The sequence below is a fragment of the Pseudoalteromonas sp. S3178 genome, assembly GCF_005886985.1.
Taxonomy (GTDB): domain Bacteria; phylum Pseudomonadota; class Gammaproteobacteria; order Enterobacterales; family Alteromonadaceae; genus Pseudoalteromonas; species Pseudoalteromonas carrageenovora.
The window spans coordinates 1-6,445 of sequence record NZ_PNCW01000075.1; the positions used below are offsets into that span (position 1 = coordinate 1).

3 protein-coding genes and 3 tRNA genes are annotated in these 6,445 nt (G+C 37.0%); 1 reads left to right on the forward strand and 5 read right to left on the reverse strand.

Annotated elements, in window-relative coordinates:
• Positions 1 to 203: 203 nt before the first annotated feature.
• On the reverse strand, positions 204 to 1,529 hold the full coding sequence (locus tag CWC11_RS18110; protein WP_138683809.1) for an OprD family outer membrane porin: 1,326 nt from the start codon (positions 1,527 to 1,529) through the stop codon (positions 204 to 206).
• A 494-nt stretch (positions 1,530 to 2,023) separates the two neighbouring features.
• Between CWC11_RS18110 and CWC11_RS18115 the strand changes: the two genes are divergently transcribed.
• A complete protein-coding gene (locus tag CWC11_RS18115; protein ID WP_138683810.1) occupies positions 2,024 to 4,702 on the forward strand; it encodes a CHASE domain-containing protein in 2,679 nt (892 codons plus the stop codon).
• Positions 4,703 to 4,765: 63 nt separating this feature from the next.
• On the opposite strand, the gene CWC11_RS18120 is transcribed toward CWC11_RS18115, so the two are convergent.
• The 4 genes from CWC11_RS18120 to CWC11_RS18135 form a co-directional block, all read right to left on the reverse strand.
• Positions 4,766 to 4,855 (reverse strand) — tRNA-Ser (locus CWC11_RS18120).
• Between the two features lie 165 nt (positions 4,856 to 5,020).
• Positions 5,021 to 6,061: a quinolinate synthase NadA gene (gene nadA, locus CWC11_RS18125; RefSeq protein ID WP_104642874.1), complete on the reverse strand. Its 1,041-nt coding sequence runs from the start codon at positions 6,059 to 6,061 to the stop codon at positions 5,021 to 5,023.
• A 141-nt stretch (positions 6,062 to 6,202) separates the two neighbouring features.
• Positions 6,203 to 6,278 (reverse strand) — tRNA-Lys (locus CWC11_RS18130).
• Between the two features lie 64 nt (positions 6,279 to 6,342).
• Positions 6,343 to 6,418, reverse strand: a tRNA-Lys gene (locus tag CWC11_RS18135).
• Positions 6,419 to 6,445 lie beyond the last annotated feature (27 nt).

The window sequence follows — 6,445 nt, forward strand, 5'->3', positions numbered from 1 at the left end:
TGCGGATTGAAATTTGTTCAATTTAGAGGCAATTAAATCGCGGCACAAGGTTTGTAATCTAGTGGGTTCGGTAACTGCTCCTGCGTTACCCTACTGACTTACATCCAGTAAGAATAAGTAAAAGCCGAGCAAAGCTTCCGCGTCTTGCTCACGCCCTAATATAACTAATTCATAAAATTCGTATTGGTTTGTTAAAAGTAATTTTAAAATTTAATAGTGTAATCCATATATACTCGATGATCGGCCCTGTCACCTTTAACACCATCAACACTGCCTGTTTTTTCGGTTGTGTAATCTAAAAACAACCAACGTAAGCTTAAGCCTTTTATTGCCTCAACTTTATAACGAGTATCTACAGCCCAGTATTTTTCATCTGCCGTACCACCGGCTTTTCCAAGGGCTGAATTTTCTGCATCACTACCGCTTGTGTAATAAAACTTAGTGGTTAAACCCGATGTAACGGCTTTTAAATTAATACCTATACGCGCCTGCCAGGTTACTTCGTTTTGGTTTGTTAAATCGGCACCAATTAATGAGCGTGTAGGAAATGGATTAGTACCGTGATCACCACTAAAGTTATCTTCTATCCATGCATCGCTTACCTTGGTAAACGCCGCACCCAATGTCCAAATATCTTTTTTCCAATTAGCATCTAAGTAGTAAGCAAATCCATCATTTTCACTTTGAGTTAAACCAGTAATTGCGTCAGATAAATCTTCATCATCTAAATCGCCTCCTTCTGCGCTGGTTACAAATAAATCACCATCGTCCTTTGAGGCAAACACACCACTCGAAAGCGTTAATTTACTTTGCTCAAGTTTAATATCGTAACTGGCTGTTAAACCCATTTTACTTAGGTAGTCGTGAGAGTTTAAATATTCAGCGTCAATTTTAAGTGCATCTTTTTTGTAACTTGCGCCTACACCCCAAATTACACTTATAGCGCCCTTATCTGATTGGTCGGTTGAAAAGTCTTCCCATTTGTCATCGTGGCGGCGGCTCCATTTATCATAAGCGTAACCATATACTTTGCTATTACCCATTTTGTAATCTCCAAATACACCTCTAAAGGTATTTGGGATAGCACGGCTGCCTGAACTTTTTAAAAGCATGCTTTTTGTTTTTTGCCCGCCTACTTTTATATGACCCTTATCGCCTAATTTAAAGTCGATAAAGTATTGGCCAAATTTAGAAAAGCTATCGTCTACACCGCCTTTTTCATCCCCTGCGGGTAAAATATTATTTTGCGCGCTGCCGGTTGAGTTGTAATTGAGCACGATATAGTTAGACACTCCAAAGCTAATTAAGTCATTAAAATAGCCCGACTGATAATTGAGCTCTATACCTTGTGCAAAGGTTGAATCGTCACTGGCGTCGTTATCGTAATCGCGGTCAAAATAAATTGATCTTAATTTAATGTTAAATTCGTCTTGCTCAGTAAGCCCATTAAAAGAAGCATACGAAGGAATTGAAACACAAGTTAACACTGCGCCTGTTATTGCGAATATTCTAGAAAACCGTTGAGCCATATTTATCTCCGCTACCTTGTTTTAATTACGGTTTTATATTGCTCTAAAGCAACTAATCTTTTACTTTTGCGCCAAACTAGCACCAAAATAACTATAGTTTCACTAATCAGACTAAACTATAGTTTACTTTGCCAAAAGTTAGACATTTCATAATGTTTTTTGCATAAACTATCTATACGCGCTAGCAGTTAGCAAATATAAAATTAGGCTCTACACTAATTGCTAAACGCAAGTAATCATAATCGCCGTATCCCAAAACATAAGAAAAAGCGCCTAAAATTACGGTCTTCGTGACTCATCTAATATAAGAAATATAATTTATAAATAACTTAATAGATATAAATTACTTACAGGAATAAAAGCAGCGCCAAGCTCCTATTAAATATATAGTTATTAATTACGAACAAAGTTGTATCCTATCTAAAAAGTGCTATATTTATCACGGTATTAAAATAGAAACACACCTACTGCGACTCATAGAAAAGGATTAATTAATGACTCAAGCACGGCCGGTTAATAAAGGGTTATTAATCTCATTGCTTCCTCACGTCATTTTATTAGTTGCGGGCATCATACTTACCTACTTTGCTCATATTAAACATCAAGAAGCTATAAACAATAAGATAAACAATGCACTTGAGAACCGCCTCTCCTCGCTTTCTACAGGTATTAACAGTAGGCTCGATTTGTATCAATATGGGTTATTTGGTTTAAAGGGCTTTGTACATGGTATAGGTGCAAATAACCTAAACTATCAAGCCATATCTAACTACTCTGGTAGTCGTAACTACGCTAAAGAATTCCCTGGGGCTAATGGTATTGGTTTTATAAAAAAAGTTGCCGTTGAGCAATTAAATCAATTTTTAACCGATGCAAAAAACGATAGACCCGATCAAACATTTAATTTAAATACACTCGTAGCAACTAGTGATGAGCATTTTATAATTCAATATATTTTTCCTGAGCAAAAAAATATACAAGCAATTGGGTTGGATATTGGATCAGAGAGTATGCGCAAACAAGCAGCACTCAATGCTGCCATAAATAATACAGCCCAATTAACGGCCCCACTGACTTTAGTACAAGCAGATAAACTCTCCCATCAAGGCTTTTTAATATTAGTGCCAATATATAAAACCATTACTATTTCTGATAATAAAAAACAGCGACTTAATGAGCTTTTAGGTTGGGCATATTCTCCGTTATTAATCGACAAAATTTTAGACTCACTTGCACATCTTGATGAAAATCAACTAACGATAAGTGATATAAATAACAATACTGAGACTGATTTTTTTAGTTACGGCATAAAAAGCGAAACTAACCATTATCAATTAACTAAAATAATAAAATTAATGGGTAGAACGTGGAAAATTACCATTAATGCCTCAGATGCCTTTATTTATAATCTTCATCTTCCTAATCGGTATCAAGCCATTGTTAATGGCTCTTTTGCCACTATTGGCTGTATGTTTATCGCTTTTTTAATGCAATTGTTTATTTTTAGAAGAAGCCAAAGGATTAAAAGAAAAGCGCTTCAGGCTAAAAAAAATAAGCTCGCATTACAGCAAGCCAATTTAAAACTAGAAAGCGAAGTTAAACAACGTACGCAAGAAATAGCCGATATGAGTATGTTGCAGCGCAGTATTGTAAACAGCACTAGCTACTCAATTATTGCAACCGACTTACAAGGGGTTATTACTTTATTTAACCCTGCAGCGGAGAAATTATTAGGTTATAAAGCCGATGATATTATTAGCATTCAAAGTCCAAGTATCTTTCATTTAAAAGAAGAGGTTGTAAATAAAGCAACGTTACTCACTAAAGAGTTAAACCACCCTGTTACCCCTGGTATTGAAGTACTAACGATTAAAGCAACATCAACCACTCCAGATATTAACCAATGGACATACGTCACCCAAAATGGCCAACACATACAAGTTAATTTAAGCGTTACTTCTTTATTAAATAACGAAGGCGATACCGTTGGCTATTTAGGTATTGCGTATGATTTAACTGAGCAAATTGACCACGAGCAAGCGCTCGGTCACGCAAAAGAACTTGCTGAACAAGCATCGCAGGCTAAATCTGAATTTTTAGCAAACATGAGCCACGAAATACGAACCCCAATGAACGGTATACTTGGTACACTACAACTATTACAAGAACAACCGCTTAATGAAAAATCAAAAGAGTATTTAAAAAAATCACTGTATTCAACTCGAGCGCTTACCACCATTATTAATGATATTCTTGATTTTTCTAAAATTGAGGCAGGTAAATTATCTCTTGAGCATAAGCCTTTTGATTTATTTGAACTTATTCATCATTTAGAGTCTGATTTAGCCCTACAAGCACACGATAAAAACATATACTTTAAATTTGAAATTAATATTAAACATAAATTCTGGATTGGCGACCCTGTTAGATTAAGACAAATATTTTTAAATTTAATTTCCAACGCAATTAAGTTCACCTCACAAGGCGGTGTAACGATAAGCTTTAACTTAACGGATGAAAAAAGAATATGTTGCAAGGTCTCAGACACAGGTATAGGAATATCAGAGCAAGCAATTGAGCGCTTATTTAAGCGCTTTGAACAAGCAGAAAAATCAACCACTCGTGAATATGGTGGCACTGGCCTTGGTTTACCTATTACTAAATCGCTAATCAGTTTAATGCATGGCGAAATAAAAGTATTAAGCCAGTTAGGTTCTGGTAGCCAGTTTTACGTTTACCTACCTTTAGAGCAAGCTAAAGTAGACGAAAGCGAATTAAAAACAAGCAGTGCAGAATTTCCTGACTTATCAGAAAAAATTATTTTATTAGCAGAAGATAATAAAATAAACCAACTAGTAGCCTCAACCATGCTTGAACCTACTAAAGCAACAGTTGTAATAGCCAACAACGGCTTAGAAGCAATTGCCCTGTACAAGTCGCATAAGCCCGATATTATTTTTATGGATATTCAAATGCCTAAAATGGACGGACTTGAAGCGTGTAAACAAATTAAAGTACTTGATAGTGAGCAAGTTGTTATTGCATTAACTGCGAATGTGTTTACAGAACAAAAAGAAATATACAAACAATTATTTGATGGCTATGTGTCGAAGCCAATAGAAAAACATGAACTTATTGCCATTTTATCAACTCTTGATTTAGTCGATAGTTAATTTAGGCATTAAAAAACCCAGTTAATACATCTTGCGATATAAATAACTGGGTTCTAAGAATAATGGTGGAGAGAGAGGGATTCGAACCCTCGTTAGGGATTAACCTAAACACACTTTCCAGGCGTGCGCCTTCAGCCACTCAGCCATCTCTCCAAAGTGTTGCACTGCAACAGCGCGTTATAGTATGAAATAGGTTACACAGGTGCAAGGCATTTTTAAGTTTGCACCGTTAAATGCCTATTTATCAACCAGTAATTTATAAAAGACATAAAAAAACGGCTAAACCAATAGGCTTAGCCGTTTTTATACATTGGGATATTACTTAGCCATGTTTGCTGTAAAGTCCAACATGCGGTTAAGTGACTTAAGCGCGCCTTCACGTAAGTCCATATCTACAAATATTTCCTTACCTTTAGCATCGATTAAAGCTTCTTCAATCGCTTTTAAGCCATTCATTGCCATCCAAGGGCAATGAGCACAACTTTTACAAGAAGCGCCCTCACCGGCTGTTGGAGCTGCAAAAAACTCTTTCTCTGGACATAGCTGCTGCATTTTATAAAATATGCCCCGATCAGTGGCTACAATAAACTTTTTGTTGTCCATTGTCTGTGCAGCTTTAATTAATTGGCTTGTAGAACCTACGGCATCAGCCAGCGCTACAATTTCTGCCGGCGATTCTGGGTGAACCAACACACCCGCGTCTGGGTGTAGTGCTTTCATGTCTTTAAGTGCTTTTGTTTTAAACTCGTCATGTACGATACATGCGCCATTCCACATTAGCATATCGGCACCGGTATTTTTTTGAATATAGCTACCAAGGTGCTTATCTGGGCCCCAAATAATTTTTTCGCCCTGCTCATCAAGGTGCTCTACTATCTCAAGTGCACATGATGAGGTTACAATCCAATCTGCACGCGCTTTAACAGCCGTTGAGGTATTTGCATACACAACGACTTTACGATCAGGATGCTCGTCACAAAACGCTGAAAACTCGTCTATTGGGCAGCCAATATCTAACGAACATGTTGCTTCAAGCGTTGGCATAACGACGGTTTTATTTGGCGTTAAGATTTTAGCTGTTTCGCCCATAAACTTTACGCCCGCTACGATGATCATATCGGCATCGTGACGTGCACCAAAACGCGCCATTTCTAGCGAGTCGGCAACGCAGCCGCCGGTCTCTTCAGCAAGGGCTTGAATTTCTGGATCGGTATAATAATGCGCTACAAGTACTGCATTTTTATCTTTCAGTAATTGTTTAATACGCGCTTTATATTCGCCTTGCTCGTCTTGTGTTAACGGTGCTGGCTTAGGAGGGAAAATATAACCTTCAGGCATAATAGTTTGAGCTAGACTCATGTTCTCGACCACTTATCTACAGTGCATTAATTACGGCGAATTATACGAGAATATAAACATAAATAACAGCAAACTAGCGGGGCTGATTATAAAAAATAAAATGGGAATTTAAAAAAGAATATAAAGGAAAGTATTAGAGAGTGGTGGGTCATGATGGATTCGAACCATCGACCAATTGATTAAAAGTCAACTGCTCTACCAACTGAGCTAATGACCCGCTCTAATATAAATTTGCTTTGAAAAAAGCTACGTAAATCCGTCGATTAAAACTACTCATAGAATGGTGGGTTATGATGGATTCGAACCATCGACCAATTGATTAAAAGTCAACTGCTCTACCAACTGAGCTAATAACCCGCTCTATGCACTTATTCAATTTAGAAT